The organism is Armatimonadota bacterium, from assembly GCA_031459715.1.
GTDB classification, from domain to species: Bacteria; Sysuimicrobiota; Sysuimicrobiia; order Sysuimicrobiales; family Humicultoraceae; genus Humicultor; species Humicultor tengchongensis.
Genome location: JAVKIA010000005.1, coordinates 94,998 through 112,773, shown reverse-complemented (window position 1 = coordinate 112,773; position 17,776 = coordinate 94,998). Strand labels below are relative to the sequence as shown.

At 70.6% G+C, this 17,776-nt stretch carries 19 protein-coding genes; 18 read left to right on the top strand and 1 reads right to left on the bottom strand.

The genetic code is table 11. From position 1 onward, the window contains the following. Positions 1-83: fructose 1,6-bisphosphatase (locus tag QN152_03810; protein ID MDR7538640.1), on the bottom strand; the 83-nt coding region annotated here is incomplete at its 3' end. 174 nt (positions 84-257) lie between these two features. Here QN152_03810 and QN152_03805 point away from each other — a divergent pair. The 18 genes from QN152_03805 (at position 258) to QN152_03720 (ending at position 17,763) form a co-directional block, all read left to right on the top strand. Further along, positions 258-647: a hypothetical protein gene (locus tag QN152_03805; protein MDR7538639.1), complete on the top strand. Its 390-nt coding sequence runs from the start codon at positions 258-260 to the stop codon at positions 645-647. Positions 648-714: 67 nt separating this feature from the next. Next, the gene (locus QN152_03800; protein MDR7538638.1) at positions 715-1,530 is read left to right on the top strand and encodes a ParA family protein; all 816 of its coding nucleotides are present in this window, start codon (positions 715-717) and stop codon (positions 1,528-1,530) included. Next, positions 1,493-1,906: a hypothetical protein gene (locus tag QN152_03795; protein ID MDR7538637.1), complete on the top strand. Its 414-nt coding sequence runs from the start codon at positions 1,493-1,495 to the stop codon at positions 1,904-1,906. Before QN152_03800 ends, QN152_03795 begins: the two co-directional genes overlap by 38 nt. 63 nt (positions 1,907-1,969) lie before the next feature. Next, a complete protein-coding gene (asnS, locus tag QN152_03790; protein ID MDR7538636.1) occupies positions 1,970-3,250 on the top strand; it encodes an asparagine--tRNA ligase in 1,281 nt (426 codons plus the stop codon). A 141-nt stretch (positions 3,251-3,391) separates the two neighbouring features. After that, positions 3,392-3,910: a ribosome maturation factor RimP gene (gene rimP / locus QN152_03785; protein MDR7538635.1), complete on the top strand. Its 519-nt coding sequence runs from the start codon at positions 3,392-3,394 to the stop codon at positions 3,908-3,910. Continuing rightward, the gene (gene nusA, locus QN152_03780) at positions 3,907-5,133 is read left to right on the top strand and encodes a transcription termination factor NusA (GenBank protein ID MDR7538634.1); all 1,227 of its coding nucleotides are present in this window, start codon (positions 3,907-3,909) and stop codon (positions 5,131-5,133) included. Before rimP ends, nusA begins: the two co-directional genes overlap by 4 nt. 14 nt (positions 5,134-5,147) lie before the next feature. Beyond that, positions 5,148-5,468: a YlxR family protein gene (locus QN152_03775; GenBank protein ID MDR7538633.1), complete on the top strand. Its 321-nt coding sequence runs from the start codon at positions 5,148-5,150 to the stop codon at positions 5,466-5,468. Positions 5,469-5,471: 3 nt separating this feature from the next. Further along, positions 5,472-7,976: a translation initiation factor IF-2 gene (infB, locus tag QN152_03770; GenBank protein ID MDR7538632.1), complete on the top strand. Its 2,505-nt coding sequence runs from the start codon at positions 5,472-5,474 to the stop codon at positions 7,974-7,976. Positions 7,977-8,007: 31 nt separating this feature from the next. Continuing rightward, complete coding sequence (locus QN152_03765; GenBank protein ID MDR7538631.1) at positions 8,008-8,289, top strand: DUF503 domain-containing protein; 282 nt, start codon at positions 8,008-8,010, stop codon at positions 8,287-8,289. A 5-nt stretch (positions 8,290-8,294) separates the two neighbouring features. Next, entirely contained in the window at positions 8,295-8,738 is a 444-nt protein-coding gene (gene rbfA / locus QN152_03760) for a 30S ribosome-binding factor RbfA (protein MDR7538630.1), read from the top strand. Next, positions 8,698-9,684 (top strand): DHHA1 domain-containing protein, encoded by a 987-nt coding sequence (locus tag QN152_03755; GenBank protein ID MDR7538629.1) that lies wholly within the window; start codon positions 8,698-8,700, stop codon positions 9,682-9,684. The genes rbfA and QN152_03755 overlap by 41 nt, the downstream gene beginning before the upstream one ends. A gap of 1 nt (position 9,685) precedes the next feature. Further along, on the top strand, positions 9,686-10,588 hold the full coding sequence (gene truB / locus QN152_03750) for a tRNA pseudouridine(55) synthase TruB (GenBank protein ID MDR7538628.1): 903 nt from the start codon (positions 9,686-9,688) through the stop codon (positions 10,586-10,588). 13 nt (positions 10,589-10,601) lie between these two features. Beyond that, entirely contained in the window at positions 10,602-11,564 is a 963-nt protein-coding gene (ribF, locus tag QN152_03745; protein ID MDR7538627.1) for a riboflavin biosynthesis protein RibF, read from the top strand. 161 nt (positions 11,565-11,725) lie between these two features. Continuing rightward, complete coding sequence (gene rpsO / locus QN152_03740) at positions 11,726-11,995, top strand: 30S ribosomal protein S15 (GenBank protein MDR7538626.1); 270 nt, start codon at positions 11,726-11,728, stop codon at positions 11,993-11,995. 110 nt (positions 11,996-12,105) lie between these two features. After that, on the top strand, positions 12,106-14,421 hold the full coding sequence (pnp, locus tag QN152_03735; GenBank protein ID MDR7538625.1) for a polyribonucleotide nucleotidyltransferase: 2,316 nt from the start codon (positions 12,106-12,108) through the stop codon (positions 14,419-14,421). Positions 14,422-14,470: 49 nt separating this feature from the next. Next, the gene (locus QN152_03730; GenBank protein MDR7538624.1) at positions 14,471-15,784 is read left to right on the top strand and encodes a pitrilysin family protein; all 1,314 of its coding nucleotides are present in this window, start codon (positions 14,471-14,473) and stop codon (positions 15,782-15,784) included. 3 nt (positions 15,785-15,787) lie between these two features. Beyond that, entirely contained in the window at positions 15,788-16,594 is an 807-nt protein-coding gene (gene dapB / locus QN152_03725) for a 4-hydroxy-tetrahydrodipicolinate reductase (GenBank protein ID MDR7538623.1), read from the top strand. Positions 16,595-16,641: 47 nt separating this feature from the next. Then, on the top strand, positions 16,642-17,763 hold the full coding sequence (locus tag QN152_03720) for an aspartate-semialdehyde dehydrogenase (GenBank protein ID MDR7538622.1): 1,122 nt from the start codon (positions 16,642-16,644) through the stop codon (positions 17,761-17,763). The last annotated feature ends 13 nt before the right edge of the window (positions 17,764-17,776 follow it).

Here is a 17,776-nt window from a genome sequence, read left to right as displayed (position 1 = left end):
ATGGCCAGGACCTCGGGGCTGGGGAGCGTATGGCCCCCGATGCTTCCGATATCCGCCTTGATTACGCTGAGGGTAGTACGCATGGCCTCCCCCTCCTTTCGTCACCGTACCGGTAGGCAGAGAGGCTTACTTCGATTGTACCCCACGGTCAGGGAGCGCGGCCACCGCGCCCGGGCGGCTTGGGCCGCCGCGGGTAGCAGCGGCGCAGCTGCAGGGGCGCAGAGGAAATCCCCCGGGGAGGTCGAACAGACCGAAAGATGGCTGGACGACTGCGGGTCAGCCGCCTCCAGGTGGAGCGGGAGGGGGGACGCGTCCGGGTGGCCGTGGAGCTGGCGCGTGATGGCCGGACAGCGCAGGGCTCCGCGGAGGCCGCGGAGGGCGAGCAGGCGGCGCTCTTTGCCGCGGCGGCAGCTACGGTCTCCGCCCTCAACCGGCTCCTCCCCGAGCGATGGCGCCTGCGCTGTGAGGCGGCGGTGCTGCAGCCGGTGGCGCAGCGCGAGGCGGTGATCGTCCAGCTCCAGCTGCGCTCCGAGGAGGTGGAAGAACGGCTCGTCGGGAGTGCCGTGACCGACCGCATTCCCGAGGAGGCGGCGGTGCGCGCTGTGCTCAACGCAGCAGAACGTCGGATGACACCCCTGCTGGGATGAGGGGTGTGTGCGGTCCGCCCGCCGGCGGGTGGGTGGCCGCCCACGGAGGCAACGGTTGCACTCACCGATGCAGACGCGCGTGATCGCCCTGGTGAACCAGAAGGGCGGCTGCGGCAAGACCACTACGGCGGTGAACCTCAGCGCCTCCCTGGCGCTCTCGGGGCGGAAGACCCTTCTGGTGGATCTGGATCCGCAGGCCAACGCCACCATCAGTGTGGGCGTCGATCCCACCCGGTTGAGCAAAACCATCTATCACGTGTTGGTGCAGGGGGAAACAGACAACGGCCCCGCCGTCCGCCTGGAGGACGTGGTGCTGCAGACCAAGGTTCCGCTCCTGGACCTGGCTCCCTCTTCCATTGATCTGGCGGCGGCGGAGCTGGAGCTGGCCGCCCGCATCGGTCGGGAGAATGCCCTGCGCAAGCGCCTCAGCCCTCTGGCCCCCGCCTACCACTACGTGATCATCGACACTCCGCCGTCGCTGGGGCTGCTCACCCTGAACGCGCTGGTGGCCTGCGACGGAGTGATCATCCCCATCCAGACCCACTACTACGCCCTGGTGGGCATGCGCCAGCTCCTGCAGACCTTGCGGATGGTGCGGGAGGAGGTCGGCCACCAGGTGGAAATCCTCGGCGTGCTGCCCACCATGTACGACTCGCGCACCAACATCAGCAACGAGATCCTCCAGGGCATCCGCGAGCGCTTCGGCGACGCGGTCTTCCAGTCCACCATCAACTTCAACATCAAGCTGGTGGAGTCGTCGATGCAGGGTGTGCCGCTCTTCGTGACGCAGCCTGCCTCCCGCGGTGCCCAGGACTACATGAACCTGGCCAAGGAGGTCATGGCCCATGAAGAGCGAGCGCGAGGAGCTGCGGCGCGGCGTTAGGGAGATCCTGGACGGTGCCTCACAGGACCTGGAGTCGTTACTCTCCATCCCGGCGGCACCGCCGGCGGACCGGCCACGTACCCCCTCGACGGAGGCCCGCCCCGTGCTGCGGCTGGTACGTGATCCCGCCCCGCCCGTCCCGGCGGCGTCGGTTCCCCCGCCAATTCCGGAGGCCGTCCTACCGGAGATGCCCACGGCCCTGCCGCGGAAAGGGGTTTGCCAGGCCTACTTCCTGAACAAGCGGTGCTGGGAGGTGGCGGAGGCCTTCTGCAACACCGCCCTGCACGTCTGCATGACCCGGGAGTGCCCCATCTACCACCTGTACAGGGAGGAGATGGAGCGGCGCTTCGCCGCCAAGTTCGCCCACTTCTGGTAAAGGCGCGTCCCCTCTGCTATTCCTGGTCTTGTGGCAAAGCGCGCTGTCCCTCGGCGGGTCTTCATTGAGGCTCTGCCCCAGCACGTAGGGGAGACCGTGGAGCTGCGTGGCTGGCTGTACAACCGCCGCAGCAGCGGGGGGATCCACTTCCTCCTGGTACGGGACGGGAGCGGCATCGTGCAGGCGGTGGTCAACGCCCGGGAGGTCGACGCCGCCACTTTCGCCCGCGCCGACCACCTCCCCCAGGAATCCAGCCTGATCCTCAGCGGGACGGTACGCGCGGACCGGCGCGCCCCGGGCGGCGTCGAGGTGAACGTCGCCACCCTTACCGTGCTGCAGGAGGCCGCCCCCTACCCCATCACTCCCAAGGAGCACGGTGTGGAGTTCCTGATGGATCACCGCCACCTCTGGCTGCGCAGCCCCCGGCAGGGGGCCATCATGCGGGTGCGGGCCGAGGTGATCCGGGCCGCCACGGGCTACCTGGACGCGCAGGGGTTCCTCCGGGTGGACGCCCCCATCCTCACGCCCGCCGCGGTGGAGGGGACGACCACGCTATTCGAGACCGGGTACTTCGAGCTGGGGAAGGCCTTCCTCACCCAGTCGGGGCAGCTGTACAACGAGGCCGCGGCCATGGCCTTCGGCCGGGTCTACTGCTACGGGCCCACTTTCCGGGCGGAGAAGAGCAAGACGCGTCGCCACCTCACGGAGTTCTGGATGCTGGAGCCGGAGGTCGCATACCTGGACCTGGAGGGGCTGATGGTGCTGGCGGAGGAGCTGGTCAGCGCCATCGTCCGGCAGGTCCTGCAGACCCGACAACGGGAGCTGGAGCTGCTGCAACGCGACCTGGAGCCACTGCGCCGCGTCCAGCCACCGTTCCCGCGGATCTCCTACGACGAGGCCATAGATATCCTGGAGCGAGCCGGCAAGCCCGTGGCCTGGGGGGAGGACTTCGGTGGGGATGAGGAGACGGTGCTCTCTTCCCAGTTCGACCGGCCCGTCTTCGTGCACCGCTATCCGGCGGCGTGCAAGGCCTTCTACATGCAGCCGGACCCGCAGCGGCCGGAGGTGGTGCTGGCCGCAGATCTGCTGGCGCCCGAGGGCTACGGGGAGATCATCGGCGGCGGACAGCGCATCCACGACCCGGGGCTGCTGGAGCGCCGCCTGGAGGAGCACCGTCTGCCGCGCGACGTCTACCGCTGGTACCTCGACCTGCGCCGCTACGGCACGGTGCCCCACGCGGGGTTCGGGCTGGGCATCGAGCGCACCGTGGCCTGGATCTGCGGGCTGGAGCACATCCGGGAGGCTATCCCCTTTCCCCGGATGCTCACCCGGCTCTACCCGTAGGCGGGAGGGGCGCCGTCATGCGCTTGCCAGCGGCCGGCGCTGCATGGTATAGTGCGGTCGGTGCAAGGGCCCGGAGCCTCTCCGGGCAGCTCGTCGGGGGAGTGGGTCACGGCCCGCTCTTTTTTTTGGCAGGGGACCACAGTGCAGCGGCGGTTGGTGGTGGCCCAGGTGGAGGAGATCGCGGAGCCCATCGCCCGGCGGTTCGGGCTGGTGGTGGCGGACGTGGAGTTGCTGGGAGAAGGCGCCCGCAGCGTCCTGCGGGTGGTGGTGGAGCCGCCGCAGGAGGGCGCGCCGGGCGTGACCGTGGATGAGCTGGCCCGCCTCTCCGAGATGCTCTCCCGCCAGCTGGACCTGCGGGACCCGATTCCGCACGCTTACACCCTCGAGGTCAGCTCGCCTGGCCTGGACCGGCCGCTGAAGAAGGACCAGGACTTCACCCGCTTCGCCGGTCGCCAGGTCGAGGTGTGGACCATCGTCCCCGTGGAGAACCAGCGGCACTTCAAAGGCCGGCTGCTGGGTCTGGAAGGCGGGGTGGTTCGGCTGGCGGTAGGTGAACGCGAGGTGGGCCTGCCGCGCCACCAGGTGAGCCGGGCGCGGCTGGTCGTGGACGAGGAGACCCTGAAACGCGATCTGGCTGGAGGAGGCACGGCCGGAACATGAATGCGGAGCTGATTCGCGCCCTGCAGCAGCTGGAGGAGGAGAAGGGCATTGGCAAGGATGTGATGTTCGAGGCCCTGGAAGCCGCGCTGCTGTCGGCCTACAAGAAGAACTTCGGCGGCGCCGCCCAAAACGTGCGTATCGAGATCGACCGCACCACGGGCGACATGCGTGTCTACCAGGTGCGTACCGTGGTGCAGGAAGTGGTGGACCCGGCCAACGAAATCGCCCTGGCCGAGGTCCAGCAGTACGACCCCACTGCCGTGCCGGGAGACATGGTGGAGCTGGAGGTGACGCCCCGGGACTTCGGGCGAATCGCTGCCCAGACGGCCAAGCAGGTCTGGGTGCAGCGGTTGCGGGAGGCGGAGCGGGAGCTGGTCTATAAGGAGTTCCGCGACCGGGAGGGCGACATCGTCACCGGAAACGTGCACCGCATCGAGCGCAAAAACGTCTACCTGGACCTGGGCCGGATCGAAGCGGTGCTGCCGCCGCCAGAGCAGATCCCCCGGGAGTCCTACCGCCAGGGGGAACGGGTCAAGGCCTACGTGGTTGAGGTGCGTCAGGGGACACGGGGACCGCAGATCGTGGTCTCACGGACCCACCCCGGCCTGCTCAAGCGGCTCTTCGAACTGGAGGTTCCGGAGATCTACGAAGGCATTGTGGAGATCAAGGCCATCGCCCGCGAGGCCGGGGCTCGCAGCAAGATCGCCGTGGCCTCGAGGGACAAGAATGTGGACCCGGTGGGGGCCTGCGTCGGCCCCAAGGGCTCGCGGGTGCAGGCCGTGGTGGATGAGCTGCGTGGCGAGAAGATCGACATCATTCCCTGGAACGCCGACGCCGCCCTCTTCGTGGCCGCAGCGCTCAGCCCGGCCAAGGTAGTGCGGGTGGACATCAACGAGGAGACCAAGACCGCGCAGGTAATCGTCCCCGACCACCAGCTCTCCCTGGCCATCGGTCGGGAGGGGCAGAACGCCCGCCTGGCCGCCAAGCTTACCGGATGGCGCATCGACATAAAGAGCGAGACCCAGTTGAAGGAGCTGGAGGCGCAGAAGCTCTTCATCGACCTGCCACCGGAGGAACTGGGCGGGGAGGCGGCGACGGGGAAGGCGGCTGCGGCTGGTGAGCCTGCGGCCTCTTCGGCCGTCCCGGCGGAGGTCTCTGCCACCGGCGGGGACGGTGGCGTCGATGGCTCGACGCAGGAGGTGACCAGGCGGGCCGCCGGGTAGCGGCGGAAGGGCCGATGCCTCGAGTGCGCCGGGTGCCCCAGCGGATGTGCGTGGCCTGTCGGGAGACGCGGCCAAAACGGGAGATGGTGCGGGTCGTGCGCACGCCCGCCGGCGAGGTGCGGCTGGATCCCACGGGCAAGGCGGCGGGGCGGGGTGCCTACGTCGACCCGCGCGAGGCCTGCGTGGAGCTGGCCCTGCGCGAGCGGCGCCTGCAGCAGGCCCTGGAGGTAGAACTCCCGGCGCACATCGGCGAGGAGCTGCGGGCGCTGCTGCAGCGGCCGGTGCCACCCGCGCCCAAGGTCATTCGCCTGCCCGCGGGCAGGGCGAGGGGATAGGGGATGCGCGTTTACGAGCTGGCCAAGGAACTGGGCCTGAGCACCAAGGAAATCATGGCGTTGCTGAGCCGGATGAAGGTTCCGGCCAAGAGCCACTCTTCCTCCCTGGACGAGGCCACGGTGCGCCGGGTGCGTGAGCAGGCGGCGGCCGCTCGGGAGGCCCCCCCGGCCACCCCTCTGCGGGCCGATGCAAAGACGCCGACGGGGGAGCGGATCATCTCCATCCGGAAGATTGCCCCCCCGCCGCCCGCCGAGGCTCCCGCCATGCCCCCCGCACCGGCTCAGGCAGTCCCCCCCGCGCAGGCCGCGGGGGAGGTGGTCGTGGAGCCGGCAGCACAGCCGGCCCAGGCGCCACCGGCGGCATCTGCGCCCTCGGCTCCTCCTGCTCCCGCGCTCCCGGCCTCTCCGCCGCCCGCTGCTCCGGTCCCGCCACCGCCGGCCGCTGCGGCCCCACCGTCTCCCACGGCACTACGGGCGCCGGTTAAACCGGCAGAGACCGCTCCGCCCATTCGCATCGCTCCGGTCAAGCCGCCGTCGCGCGAGGCGGTGCGGGAGGTGCGGGAGGCAGCTCCGCCCGAGGAGATTTCCCAGATCTTTGAGCCGACCGACCGCGAGGCACCGCCGGTCGTGCCTCCTCTACGGCCGGTCAAGCCACCAGAGCCCAAGCGCCCGGAGCGGCGCCTGCCACCCCCTCCGCCTCCGCGCCGCTTCCACGCCGAGCGGAGGACCCGTCGTGCTGAACCCAGGCCGGCGGAGGCGGCAGAGCCCACCGCAGTCCTCCCCACGGAGATCGCTCTGGCCGGCGCGGTGGCCGTGGGCGACCTGGCCTCCCGTCTGGGAGTGGGGGTGGGCGATGTGGTGCGCAAGCTGTTGGAGTTCGGCATCCTGGCTGGAGTGAACCAGGTGTTGAGCGAGGATGTGGCCCTCCGCATTGCGGAGGCGTTCGGCGTGGCCGTGCGCAAGCCGGACGTCGCCCAGGAGGTGGTGCCGCGCAGGGTGGCCCCGGCCAGGGAGGGAGCCATCCCCCGCGCTCCGGTCGTCACCGTGATGGGACACGTGGACCACGGCAAGACCACCTTGCTGGATGCCCTGCGAGCCACCGCGGTGGCGGCGCAGGAGATTGGCGGCATCACCCAGCACATCGGTGCGTCCACGGTGCAGGTGGACGGCCGGCGCATCGTCTTCATCGACACCCCCGGCCACGAGGCGTTCACCGCGCTTAGGGCCCGCGGCGCGCAGGTGACCGACATCACCGTGCTGGTGGTGGCCGCAGACGACGGGGTTATGCCGCAGACCGTCGAGGCGGTGAACCACGCGCGGGCCGCCGGCGTGCCCATCATCGTGGCCATCAACAAGGTGGACCTTCCCCAGGCGAACCCTGACCGGGTGAGACAGCAGCTTTCCGACCTGGGGCTGGTCCCCGAGCAGTGGGGTGGGGATACCGTCACGGTGGAGGTCTCCGCCCGCCAGGGAACGGGGTTGAAAGAGCTCCTGGAGATGATCCTCCTGGTGGCCGAGCTGCACGATCTGCGGGCGAACCCCGAGGGGCCAGCGCGCGGGGTGGTGCTGGAGACCCGGCTGGACCGGGGCCGTGGGCCGGTGGCCACCGTCCTGGTTCAGGAGGGCACCATGCGCATCGGCGACGTGGTGGTCGCAGGTGAGACCTGGGGGAGGGTGCGCGCGCTCCTGGACGAGCGCGGGCAGCGCGTGGGCAGCGCCGGGCCGGCGACGCCGGTGGAGGTCCTGGGGCTGGAGTCCCTGCCCGGCGCGGGCGACGTCCTGGAGGTGGTGCGCGACGAGAAGCTCGCCCGGGCCATGGTGACGGAGCGGCTGGAACGGCGGCGCGCCGCCGAGACCGGACCGCGCCCCGCCGCGCTGGAGGAACAGCCCGGGGAAGAGGTGCGCGAACTCCGCCTGATCCTCAAGGCGGACGTGCACGGCTCGGTGGAGGCGCTGCAGCAGGCGATCCGTCGCCTGGAGGCGCCCGGGGTCCGGCTGACCATCCTGCATGCCGCCGTGGGCCCCGTCACGGAGTCCGACGTGATGCTGGCGGCGGCCAGCCGGGCGCTGGTGGTGGGGTTCAACGTCCGCCCGGAGGCGGCGGTGCGGCGCATGGCCGAGCAGGAGCGCGTGGAGATTCGCCTCTACCGCGTCATCTACGACGTCCTGGACGATCTGGCTGCGGTGGTGCGCGGCCTGCGCCCTCCTCAGGCGTTGGAGGTGGTGCTGGGCCAGGCGGAGGTGCGGCAGACCTTCACCGTGCCCCGCGTTGGCACCGTGGCCGGGTGTTATGTGACCAGCGGCCGAATCCTGCGCGGAGCCGCCGCGCGCCTGCTACGGGAGGGGACGGTCATCTACCAGGGAGCGGTGGCCTCGCTGCGCCGCTTCAAGGAGGACGTCCGCGAGGTGGCGGAGGGATTCGAGTGCGGCATCGGCCTGGAGCGCTTCCAGGACATCAAGGTGGGCGACATTATCGAAGCCTACGAGATCCAGGAAGTCCCGGCGTGAGGCAGCCGGCCGGGCCGCCGGACTGGATGCGGTGATCGTCGGGGTGCTGCGCGTGGAGCTGCGCCTGGCGGATGCGCGCAGCCTGAAGGACAAGCGGCGCGTCGTCCAGAGCCTGCTGGAGCGGGCTCGCCGGGAGTACCGCGTGGCCGCCGCCGAGGTGGACCAGCAGGAGAGCTGGCGGCGGGCCACGCTGGGGTTTGCCTGTGTCAGTGATGCTGCGGAACACGCCTCCCGGATCCTCTCCCGGGTGACCGGTTTGATCGAGCGGGAGGCGAGGGTGGAACTGGTCGACTACGCTGTGGAGTTCCTCTGAGGGCCATGGGCCTGCGACGGGAGAAGCTCCAGGAGCTGCTCAAGGCGGAGGCGAGTGCCATCCTGCAACGGGAGCTGCGGGACCCGCGCATCGGCTTCGTCTCGGTCACCGAGGTGCAACTGTCTGCCGACCTGCGCCATGCCAAGATATTCGTCAGCGTCCTGGGCGACCAGGATGCAAAGCGACGGACCATGGAGGCGCTGGAGCGGGCGGCGGGCTACGTGCGGAGCGAGCTGGGGAGGCGCGTCTCCCTGCGGCACACGCCGGAGGTCCTCTTCCGGCTGGACGAGTCCATCGAGCGGGGGACTCGGGTGGTGGCCCTGCTGCGCCGGGTGGCCCGACAGGACGCGGCTGCAGGGCAGGCCCCGGGGGAGCCCGGTGGTTCCGCTGCGCCTGTCCAGGGGAAGCATGACCGGACCTCGCGCCCGGATCGCCGCGGCGCTCCATAGCAGCGCCCGGGTCCTCCTGGTCAGCCACGTCGCACCCGACGGGGATGCGCTGGGCTCGACCCTGGCCCTGGCGTTGGCCCTGGAAGCCCTGGGCAAGAGGGTGGTGGTGGCCAGCGAGGACGGCCTCCCGCCCGCCTTCGCCTTCCTCCCTGGGGCGGAGCGCATTGTCCACGAGCTCCCCCCGGATGCTGCCTTCGACGCGGCCGTCACCATCGAGTGCAGCACTCCACAGCGCTGCGGCCGGTTTGCGCCCGTGGTGCTGGCCACGCCACTGGTCATCGCCATCGATCATCACCAGAGCCATGTCTCCTACGGGCACCTCGAGGACTGGGACCCCGCCGCTGCCGCCGTTGCGGAGCAGGTTGCAGAGCTGATCGGGGAGCTGGGCGTGTCGCTGGATGTGGCCATGGCCACGGCCCTGCTGGCCGCCCTGGTCAGCGACACCGGTGCCTTCCGCTTCCCTACGGTGCACCCGGGGACGCTGCGTCTGGCGGCACGGTTGATGGACGCGGGGGCCCCGCTGGGGGAGATCGTCGCGGCGGTGTATGAGCGCCGCTCCCTGGCCTCCGCCCGCCTGCTGGGCTACGCGCTGCTGCGCACCGCTGTGGCGGCGGACGGAGCGCTGGCCTACAGCACCCTGAACGAGACGCTGATGCGCGCCGCGGGAGCAGGTCCAGACGACAGCGGGGGAATCGCGGGGACGTTGCGTACGCTGCAGGGGGTGCGGGTGGCCATTCTTTTTGAGGAGAGCGGGGGGGAAGTGCGGGTGAGCATCCGCGCGCGGGATGGCGCCCGGGCCCACGCCATCGCCGAGCGCTTTGGCGGGGGAGGCCACTGCGGGGCCGCCGGGTGCGTCCTGCCGGGCCCGCTGGCCGAGGCGGTTCCCAGGGTTCTGGCCGCCGCGGAAGCCGAGCTGCGGCGGGAGGGGGAGCCGGGGAGGCGTTAGCGTGGACGGGGTGCTCAACGTCCTGAAGCCCACGGGCATGACGTCGCACGATGTGGTCGACGCCGTCCGTCGACTGGTTGGACAGCGTCGTGTGGGGCATACCGGGACCCTCGACCCGGGAGCCGCCGGGGTTCTGGTGCTGGTGCTGGGGCGGGCCACGCGCATCGCCGAGTTCCTCACCGAGGCGGACAAGGCCTACCGCTTCGAGGTCACCTTCGGGGTGGCCACGGCAACAGGAGATGCCTTCGGCGAGGTGACCTCGACCGCGGATGCCTCCGGCCTGAGCGAGGAGGAGCTCGCCGACCTCCTGCCACAGTTCCTGGGGGAGATTGATCAGCTCCCTCCCATGACCTCCGCCGTTAAGGTGGGCGGCGTCCCCCTCTACCGACGTGCCCACCGCGGGGAGGCCGTGGCTGTCCGGCCGCGCCGGGTGCGCATCTCCCGTCTGCGACTGTTGCGGTTCTGGCCGGGGGCGCGTCCCCGGGCACTCCTGGAGGTGGAGTGCGGCAAGGGCACCTACGTGCGCGCCCTGGCACGGGACATCGGCGAGATGGCGGGGGTGGGGGCCTATGCCTCGTTCATGCTGCGCCTGCGGGTAGGGAGGTTCTCCCTGGGAGCCAGCCGCACACTGGAGGAGCTCTCCGGGCTGCAGGCGGAGGGTCGGCTGGAGGAGGCGCTCCTCTCCATGGACGACGCCCTGGCGGACTTGCCGGCGGTACAGCTCCTTCCGGCGCAGCGTCTCTCCGTGCTTGACGGGCTCCCCCTCCCGCTGTTCCGGGTGCCCAACTGGCAGCGCCTGCCGCGGGATGCGCCCATCAGGTTGCGGGATCAGAGCGGGTTGGTCGCCCTGGCCCGGGTGGAGGGCGGGAGCCTGCGGCCGTTCAAGGTGCTGCGCGGCCGCTAGTTTCGGATTCCCCATGGAGGTCTACCACGGACTGGACGCGGTTCCGCGCAGTGCCCGCCCCACCTACCTGGCGCTGGGGATGTTCGACGGAGTCCACCTGGGCCACCGGGCGGTCCTGGCCAGGACCCGAGAACTGGCTGCATCCGCAGGGGGGCGCCACCTGGCGCTGACCTTCGAACCGCATCCCCAGCGGGTCATCGCCCCGACGCCGGAGCCTGTCCTGCTCACGACCATCGAGGAGCGCCTGGAGCTGTTTGCCGCGGAGGGGATGGACGGCGCCGTGGTGGTCCGCTTCGACGAGGCCCTGCGCCAGACCCCGGCGGAGCGGTGGCTGGAGATGCTGGCCGGGATCGCTGCCGGAGGCGGGGTGGTCGTCAGTTCAAGCTATACCTTCGGGAGGGACCGCCAGGGGACCGTGGAACTGCTCTGGGCCCGGGGGGAGCGGCTGGGATTCGTTGTGGCTGTCGTGCCAGCGGTGCGCATCGGAGGGGTCCTGGTGAGCAGCACCCTGATCCGCCGCCTGGTGCGGGCGGGCAGGGCGGAGGAAGCCAGGGCGTTCCTGGGCCGGCCGTACGCGGTCCGCGGCCGGGTCGTGCGGGGAGGGGGACGGGGACGGGCACTTGGATTTCCCACGGCCAACCTGGCTGTCCACCCGGACAAGGTGCTACCGGGCAGGGGGATCTACGCCGCCCGGACGCGCGTAGGGAAGCAGGTGGTCCCTGCCGCTGTAAGCGTGGGCACCAGGCCCACTTTCGGCGAAGGAGACTTGGTGGTGGAGGCCTTTCTCCTGGATTTTGACGGCGACCTTTACGGGCGGGAGGTCGAACTCCTGTTCGAGAGACGCCTGCGGGACGAGGCGGCGTTCGGCGGCATCCCTGACCTGGTCCGTCAGATAGAAGCGGACGTGGCCCAGGTGCGCGCCTTTTTCCACACCCCGGACGCCTTGGGGCCGGAAGAGCCGGATCGCCTCGGATGACGGGGTTTTGCCGCGGCCGGGCGGCCTGTGCTACAATACGCGTGGCCCCGGCTGGGAGCGCCGACGCTCCGACGGCCTCTCGGCTGCGGGCGTTATGTATATTGCCGCCCCTGCCACCCCGCGGAGGCCAGGGACCCGGCGGGGGATCGGAGGAGCGCCCAGTGAGCCTCGACCGCGACAGGAAGCAGTCCATTCTCGCCGAGCACCGGCGTCACGAAGGGGACACCGGCTCCCCCGAGGTGCAGATCGCCCTGCTCACCCAGCGGATCACCCTGCTGAGCGAGCACCTGAAGGTGCACAAGAAGGACTTCCACTCCCGCCGCGGGCTCCTCAAGATGGTGGGCAAGCGCCGCAGGCTGCTCGCCTACCTGGAGCGCTCCGATCCGGAGCGCTACCGGCGTATCGTGGAGAAGCTGGGGCTGCGGGGATGAGGGTCCCCAGGCAAGAAATCGGACGCGCAGACGGTCGGGCGGGGGATCTCCCCGCTCCCGTCATGTCAGGGGCTATGCGCCCATCCGCAGGAGGTCATCGGTGAATGGTTGTGTCCATGCAACACCAGGTAGAGATTCAGGTCGGCGGCCGCAGCCTGTCCTTTGAAACCGGGCTGCTGGCCCGGCAGGCTGACGGCGCTGTGGTGATCCGCTACGGGGACAGCATGGTCCTGGTGACGGCCACCGCGTCGCCGCAACCTCGGGAGGGGATCGACTTCTTCCCCCTGACCTGCGACTACGAGGAGAAGATGTACGCGGCTGGCAAGATCCCCGGCGGCTTCTTCAAGCGCGAGGGGAGGCCCGGAGAGTCGGCGGTGCTCACCGCCCGGTTGATGGACCGTCCCATCCGGCCCCTCTTCCCCCAGGGCTTTCGCAACGACGTCCAGGTCATCGCCACCGTCCTGTCCACCGACCAGGAGAACGACCCGGCGATCCTGGCGGTCAACGGAGCCTCCGCTGCCCTCATGGTCGCCGGGCTGCCCTTCGAGGGGCCGGTGGGAGCGGTACGCGTGGGGCTGATCGACGGCCGGTTCGTGATCAACCCCACGCTGCGGCAGATCGAGGAGCAGAGCCGCCTGGACCTGGTGGTGGCGGGGACCGCGGACGCCATCATCATGGTGGAAGCCGGGGCCAAGGAGGTGCCCGAGGAACAGATCCTGGCTGCGTTCGACGTGGCCCATGCCGAGATCCGCCGCATTGTGGAGATCCAGCAGCGTCTGGTGGAGATGGTAGGCAAGCCGCGGCGCGAGGTCACCCTGGCTGCGGCGCCCGACCCAGCCCTGGAGGCGGCGGTGCGGGAGGCCGCTCTGCCGCTGATCGTCCAGGCTCTGGCCCACCCGGAGAAGCTGGCCCGGGAGGAGGCCCTGCGGGACGTACAGCAGACGGTGGCCGCCCAGCTCGCCGAGCGGTCACCGGAGTTGTTCGCGCAGCGGGCGGCGGAGGTGGGTGACCTGGTGTACGCCCTGACCAAGGCGGAGGTGCGGCGGCGGATCCTTGACGAGGGGCGGCGTCCCGACGGCCGGGGGCCCACCGACATCCGGCCCCTGACCATCCAGGTGGGCCTGCTGCCCCGGGCTCACGGGTCGGGGCTCTTCCAGCGGGGGCAGACCCAGGTGCTCACGGTGGCCACGCTGGGCACTGGTGAGGACGAGCAGCTGCTGGACAACCTGGGTATCATCGAGCGCAAACGCTTCATGCACCACTACTACTTCCCGCCCTTCTCCGTGGGCGAGGTCCGGCCGCTGCGCGGCCCGGGTCGGCGGGAAATCGGCCACGGCGCCCTGGCGGAGCGCGCGCTGGCCTGGGCCATCCCGCCGGAGGAGGCCTTCCCCTACACCATCCGCCTGGTCTCCGAGGTGCTGGAGTCCAACGGGTCCACCTCCATGGCCTCGGTCTGCGGCTCCACTCTGGCGCTGATGGACGCCGGGGTCCCCATCAAGGCCGCCGTTGCCGGGATCGCCATGGGGCTGGTCACCGATGCCTCCGGCCGTGCTGCCATCCTCACGGACATCCTGGGGATGGAGGACCAGATGGGCGACATGGATTTCAAGGTGGCCGGGACGCGGGACGGGGTGACGGCGCTGCAGATGGACATCAAGATCAAGGGGCTCTCCCGGGAGCTGCTGGCCCGGGCACTGGCGCAGGCGCGGCAGGCCCGCCTGTTCATCCTGGACCGGATGCTGGAGGTCATCCCCGCGCCGCGGACCACGCTCTCCCCCTACGCGCCGCGCATCCTGACCATCGAGATCAACCCGGAGAAGATCCGCGAGGTGATCGGCCCGGGCGGCAAGGTGATCAACCGGATCACTGCCGAAACCGGCGCCAAGATCGACATCGAGCAGGACGGCAAGGTGCACATCGCCTCGGTAGACGAGCAGGCGGCGCGCCGGGCGATGCAGATGATCGAGGAAATCGTGCGCGAGGTGCGCGTGGGCGAGATGTACCTGGGCCGGGTGACGCGGCTGATGAACTTCGGCGCCTTCGTGGAGGTCCTGCCCGGGAAGGAAGGCCTGGTGCACATCTCCGAGCTGGCCGACGGCCGGGTGGGTCGGGTGGAGGATGTGGTCAAGGTCGGAGACGAGCTGCTGGTCAAGGTCAAGGAGATCGACAACCTGGGGCGCATTAACCTGACCCGCCGGGGCGTGGGTAAGACCGCCGAGGGGGAACCCGCCGGCGAGCTGCAGCCGGCGGCGCCTCGGGGACGCGCGGGTGGGCCACGGCGCCGCCGGCGCGGGGACCGCAGCTCGGCCGGCGGCAGGCCACAAGGCTCTGGCGCCACGGGGAGACCGGGGGCACGGCCGGGCGGCGGGCGGGGGCCGGCTCCCGGCCGCAGCGATCAATCGGGCGGGGGCCCGCCCGGCGGCTAGGACGGAGGGCGCTCCCACGGCGGGGCTTCCCCGCGTGCAGGCCGCGCAGATGGGTGAGGCCATGGCTACGGTCGGCGAGGCGATCGAGCACACGGTGCTGTCCAACGGCATCCAGGTCCTCACGGAGCGGATGCCCCAGGTGCGCACGGCCGCCATGGGAATCTGGATCGGCGCCGGCTCCCGCTCCGAGGAGGACGCGGAGGCGGGCATCTCTCACTTCCTGGAGCACATGTTTTTCAAGGGTACGCACACCCGCACCGCGCTGGAGATCGCCCAGGCCGCCGACGCCATCGGGGCCCAACTGAACGCCTTCACCGACCGCGAGGCCACCGTGCTCTACGCCAAGGCGCTGGCGCCGCACCTGCCGCAGGTGTGTGAGCTGATGGCGGACATGCTGCTGCGTGCGGCGCTGGACCCGGAGGCGCTGGAGCGGGAGCGTCAGGTGATCCTGGAAGAGCTCAAGATGTACGAGGATTCGCCCGACGAGCTGGTGCAGGACCTCTTCGCCCAGACCATCTGGAACGGCCATCCCCTGGGGCGGCCGGTGATCGGCTACGTGGAGACGGTGCGCCGCCTGGCGCGGGAGGACTTCCTTTCCTACCGAGAGCGCCGCTACCGTCCTAACAACGTCCTGGTCGCCGTGGCCGGGGACGTCACCCACGCCCAGGTGGTGGAGATGGTGTCCGCCGCGCTGGGCGGGTGGGAGGGCGCGGCGCCGCCCCTGCCTCTGGAGCCGCCCGTGGCCCGGCCGGACATCGCCCTGCGCCCCAAGGAGACCGAGCAGGTGCACCTGACGCTGGGAGCGCGGGGCTTGCCGGCGGCCGACGACGGGCGGCACGTCCTGGCCATCCTGGACAACATTCTAGGCGGGGGAATGAGTAGCCGTCTCTTCCAGGAGATCCGGGAGAAGCGCGGCCTGGTCTACACCATCACCTCCTACCACACCGCCTACCGGGAGGGCGGCCTTCTGGTCATCTACGGGGCGATGAGCCCCTCCGCCGCGCCCGAGGTCACCACGCTCATCCTCCAGGAGATCGAGAAGATCAAAGACGGGATCTCTCCGGCGGAGCTCCAGAGGGCCAAGGAATCGTACAAGGGGGCGGTGATGCTCTCCCTGGAGTCGACCGGCAGCCGGATGTCCCGCCTGGCCCGCTCCCAGATCTACTACGGGCGGCAGATCTCCCTGGACGAGTTCCTGGCGCGTATCGACGCCGTCACAACCGAGCAGGTGCAGGCCATGGCCCAAGAGGTCCTGGTGCCCCAGCGCATGGCGATGGCGGCCATCGGCCCCTTCCGCAACGACGGCCGCCTGGCGGCCGCCCTGCAGGAGGCCTTCCGCGCTGAGAGCACCGCCACCACCTAAACCGTGGATCCGATCCGGGTGATTGTCAGCGGCGCGGCCGGCAGGATGGGCCGTGCGACGGTGCGCGCCCTGAGCGCACAGGCCGATCTGCGGGTGGTCGGCGCGCTGGGACGCTCTCGCGGCCTGGGTGAGGACGCCGGGGTGGTGGCGGGGATAGGAGCCCTGGGGGTAATCATCGGCGCCGACCCAGACCGCCTGCTGGCCGGAACGCCGGCGGACGTCCTGGTGGAGTTCGCGCCGGGAGAGAGTGCGGCCCTTCACGCCCGCGCCGCGGTGGCCCACGGTGTGCGGCCGGTGGTAGGGGCTACCGGGTTGCCACCGGAGGCCGTAGAGGACCTCACCGCCCTCTGCGCGCGCCACAGCCTGGGCGCGGTGATAGCGCCCAACTTCGCCCTGGGCGCCGTCCTGATGATGCATTTCAGCCAGAAGGCGGCCCGCCACTTCCCCCACGCGGAAGTGATCGAGCTGCATCACGACCGCAAGCGAGACGCCCCCTCGGGGACCGCCGCCAAGACCGCGCAGATGATCGCCCAGGCGCGCGGCGAGCCTCCCCCGCCCAAGGTGCAGGAGGAGGAGGCGGTGGTGGGATCCCGCGGAGGGACGGTGAGCGGGGTCCGGGTGCACAGCATCCGCCTTCCTGGCCTGATCGCCCACCAGGAGGTCATCTTCGGCGGAGCGGGACAACTCCTGACCATCCGCCACGACTCGTTCAGCGAGGAGTCCTTCATGCCCGGCCTGCTCCTGGCTGTCCGGCGGGTGATGGAGCTGCGCGGCCTGGTATACGGACTGGAGCACCTCCTCGACCTCTAGCCCTCCCGCGGATTCGCCAAGGAACGCGTCTGGGGCACAGCGAATCAATGCAGCTTGAGATCGGGAGAGAGACGGAGGCTTCGGAGATCGCACGGGCGCGCATCGTGGCAGCGGACGGGCTTCGCGTCGGGGTTGTCGGGGCCACGGGGATCGTCGGCCGGGAGATCATTCGGGTCCTGGGGCAGCGGAGGTTTCCGCTGGCGGGGCTGCGCCTCTTTGCCACAGCGCGCTCCGCCGGGCGGCGTCTGGTTGTCGGTGACACCGAGGTAGAGATCGAGGAGACCTCGGCGGAAGGGCTGTGCCAGCAGGACCTGGTGCTGTTCGCGGGAGGAGACGACGCCAGCCGGCATTTCGCCTGGACGGTGGCGGAGGCCGGGGGTGTGGTCGTCGACAACTCCTCCACCTGGCGCATGGACCCCCGGGTGCCGCTGGTCATCCCCGAGGTCAACGCACACACCCTGCGCACCCACCGGGGCGTGGTGGCTAATCCCAACTGCACCGCTACCGTGCTGGTGCTGGCCCTGCATCCCCTGCACCGGGCCGCGGGCGTGCGTCGCGCGGTGGTGGCCACCTACCAGTCGGCCTCGGGCGGAGGAGCGGACACAGTACGAGCGCTCCTGGAGCAGACACGGGCCCTCCTGGACGACCCGGAGGCGCTGGCAGCGGGCGACCTGGAGCGCATCGAGTCCCTGGCCGGCACGCGGAACCCACTGGCCTTCAACGTCACCCCGCAGTGGAAGTGGGGGCGGGACGGCTACACGGAGGAGGAGCTGAAGATCGTCGCCGAGACCCACAAGATCATGGAGGCGGACTTCCCCATTCTGCCCACCACGGTGCGCGTGCCCGTGCTGGTGGGCCACCTGGTGGCTGTGCACGTGGATCTGGAGCGCCCCCTGCCGCCGGAGGAGGCGCGCCGCATCCTGGCGGCGAGCCCGGGGGTGGTAGTGGTGGACGCTCCGCAGGAGGAGCGGTTCCCCACACCTCTGGCGACTGCCGGGGAGGATACCATCTCCGTGGGCCGGATCAGGCCCGACCCATTCAACCCCTCGGGACTGCTGCTGGTGGCGGCCGGGGATAACCTGCGCAAGGGGGCGGCGCTGAACGCGGTGCAAATCGCCGAGACGCTGCTGGAGCAGCGCCTCCTGCGGCGGGGCGCGGCAGCGTCGTAGCCCGCAGGGTACC

What these genes read in the sequence shown, in the direction of transcription:
- rbfA (MDR7538630.1), top strand. Translation starts at nt 8,295, where the DNA reads ATGGGCCTGCGACGGGAGAAGCTCCAGGAGCTGCTCAAGGCGGAGGCG.
- QN152_03720 (MDR7538622.1), top strand. Translation starts at nt 16,642, where the DNA reads ATGCAGCTTGAGATCGGGAGAGAGACGGAGGCTTCGGAGATCGCACGG.
- nusA (MDR7538634.1), top strand. Translation starts at nt 3,907, where the DNA reads ATGAATGCGGAGCTGATTCGCGCCCTGCAGCAGCTGGAGGAGGAGAAG.
- QN152_03795 (MDR7538637.1), top strand. Translation starts at nt 1,493, where the DNA reads ATGAAGAGCGAGCGCGAGGAGCTGCGGCGCGGCGTTAGGGAGATCCTG.
- QN152_03730 (MDR7538624.1), top strand. Translation starts at nt 14,471, where the DNA reads ATGGGTGAGGCCATGGCTACGGTCGGCGAGGCGATCGAGCACACGGTG.
- infB (MDR7538632.1), top strand. Translation starts at nt 5,472, where the DNA reads ATGCGCGTTTACGAGCTGGCCAAGGAACTGGGCCTGAGCACCAAGGAA.
- QN152_03800 (MDR7538638.1), top strand. Translation starts at nt 715, where the DNA reads ATGCAGACGCGCGTGATCGCCCTGGTGAACCAGAAGGGCGGCTGCGGC.
- QN152_03755 (MDR7538629.1), top strand. Translation starts at nt 8,698, where the DNA reads ATGACCGGACCTCGCGCCCGGATCGCCGCGGCGCTCCATAGCAGCGCC.
- QN152_03805 (MDR7538639.1), top strand. Translation starts at nt 258, where the DNA reads ATGGCTGGACGACTGCGGGTCAGCCGCCTCCAGGTGGAGCGGGAGGGG.
- ribF (MDR7538627.1), top strand. Translation starts at nt 10,602, where the DNA reads ATGGAGGTCTACCACGGACTGGACGCGGTTCCGCGCAGTGCCCGCCCC.
- QN152_03775 (MDR7538633.1), top strand. Translation starts at nt 5,148, where the DNA reads ATGCCTCGAGTGCGCCGGGTGCCCCAGCGGATGTGCGTGGCCTGTCGG.